The sequence below is a fragment of the Streptomyces sp. NPDC050448 genome (assembly GCF_040655295.1).
In the GTDB taxonomy this organism is placed as follows: Bacteria; Actinomycetota; Actinomycetes; order Streptomycetales; family Streptomycetaceae; genus Streptomyces.
On sequence record NZ_JBFAJR010000104.1, the window covers coordinates 1 to 2,151 of the forward strand.

The window sequence follows — 2,151 nt, forward strand, 5'->3', positions numbered from 1 at the left end:
CCGGCGTGTCGACCTGCCGACGTATGTCTTCCAGCGTCGGCGGTTCTGGCCGAGTGCGGCGGCGTTCGCGGCCGGGGACCCGGAGTCCATCGGCCTGGGCGACGCGGCGCACCCCCTGCTGGGTGCGGCCGTGACGCTGGCCGACTCGGAAGGGGTACTGCTCGCCGGCCGCCTGTCGCTCGACACCCACCCGTGGATCGCCGACCACACCATCCTGGGCAGTGTGTTGCTGCCGGGTACCGCGTTTGTGGATCTGGCGGTGCGTGCGGGTGATGAGGTCGGCTGCGATGTGGTGGAGGAGCTGACGCTGGAGGCGCCGTTGGTGCTGCCGGAGCGTGGGGGTGTTCAGCTCCAGCTGGTGGTCGAGGCGCCTGTGGAGCCGGGGCGTCGGCCGTTCGGTGTGTACTCGCGTCGTCAGGACGCGCTGGCGGAGGAGCCGTGGACGCGCCACGGGGCGGGCGTCCTCGCCACCGGAGCCCAGCCCGAAGCGACGCAGGACTTCGCGGACTTGGCCGTCTGGCCGCCGCAGGGTGCCGAACCCGTCGACATCGACGGGCTGTACGGAGAACTCGCCGGGGACGGAATGGCCTACGGGCCGCTCTTCCAGGGGCTGAAGGCGGTCTGGCGCCGGGGTGGTGAGCTGTTCACCGAGGTGGTTCTGCCGGAGGACGGTCGGCGGGATGCGGCGCGGTTCGGGCTGCATCCGGCGCTGCTGGATGCCGGTCTGCACGCCATCGGGCACGGCGACCCGGCCAGGCAGGACTCGCCGGGGGCGCTCCTGCCCTTCTCGTGGACAGGGGTGTCGCTCTACGCGGTCGGCGCCTCGGCGCTGCGGATGCGTCTGACGCCGAACTCGGCGGGCGACCCGCACACCTTGGCGCTGCTGGTGGCCGACGAGGCTGGTGGTCCGGTCGCCTCGGTGGAGTCGCTGATGCTGCGTCCGGCCTCGGCCGGCCATGTGAGCGCGGCTGGTGCCGGGCACGTGGAGTCGCTGTTCCGGGTGGAGTGGCTGCCTGCGCCGGTGGTTCCTGCTTCCGCCTCCGGTCTTCGGTGGGCGGTGCTGGGCGGTCACGATGTGATCGGGCTGGCGGGTACGGGTGCTCAGGTCGCCGAGTACGCGGACGTAGCTGCCCTGGCCGCGGCACTGGAGGAAGGCGAGCCCGCTCCCGACGCGGTGTTTGTCCTGCCGTCCGCGGCCGAGCCCGCCGGTGACACCGTGGTCTCCGTCCACGCGGCGGTGAGCACAGCCTTGACGATGGTTCAGGAGTGGTTGTCTGAGGATCGGTTGGCGGGGTCGCGGCTGGTGTGGGTGTCGGCTGGTGCGGTGGCGGTCGAGGCCGGTGCTGGTGTGGGGGATTTGCCGGGTAGTGCGGTGCGGGGTCTGCTGCGTTCGGCGCAGTCGGAGAACCCGGGCCAGTTGGTGATGGTGGATCTGGATCTGGATGCGGCGTCGGTGGCGGCGCTTCCTGTGGCGCTGGCGGTGGGTGAGCCGGAGCTGGCGGTCCGTGGTGGTGTGGTGAGCGTGCCGCGCCTGGTCCGCGTACCCGCGTCGGCGGCTGCTGAGGCCACGGGGCTGCCGACCGGCTTCGGTGACCCGTCCGGCACGGTGCTGGTCACCGGAGCCACGGGCGGCCTCGGCCGGCTCTTCGCCCGCCACCTCGCCACCGAGTACGGGGTACGGAACCTGCTGCTGGTCAGCCGTAGCGGTGCCGCTGCCGAGGGCGCGGAAGCGCTGGTCGCGGAGCTGGCTGAACTCGGCGCCCGGGCGGAGCTCGTTGCCTGTGATGTGGCGGACCGGGAGGCGTTGGCGGGGTTGTTGGCGGGGATTCCTGCGGAGTTCCCGTTGAAGGGTGTGGTGCACACGGCCGGTGTGCTGGATGACGGTGTGCTGGGTGCGTTGACTGCGGAGCGGGTTGCGGGGGTGCTGCGTCCGAAGGTGGATGCGGCGTGGAACCTGCATGAGCTGACGCGGGGTCTGGGTCTGTCGGCGTTCGTGCTGTTCTCGGGTGCTGCGGCTGCGTTCGGTGCGGCGGGTCAGGCGAACTATGCGGCGGCGAACGCCTTCTTGGAGGGGTTGGCGGAGCAGCGGCGGGCTGAGGGTCTGCCGGCGGTGTCGCTGGCCTGGGGCCTGTGGGCCCCGCAGGCGGGCAG

The 2,151-nt window shown here is 72.1% G+C and carries 1 protein-coding gene; it reads left to right on the forward strand.

Translation table 11 applies throughout. The features are described from left to right. Nucleotides 1-130: 130 nt before the first annotated feature. Nucleotides 131-2,151: type I polyketide synthase (locus AB0I68_RS38795; protein ID WP_363182155.1), on the forward strand; the 2,021-nt coding region annotated here is incomplete at its 3' end.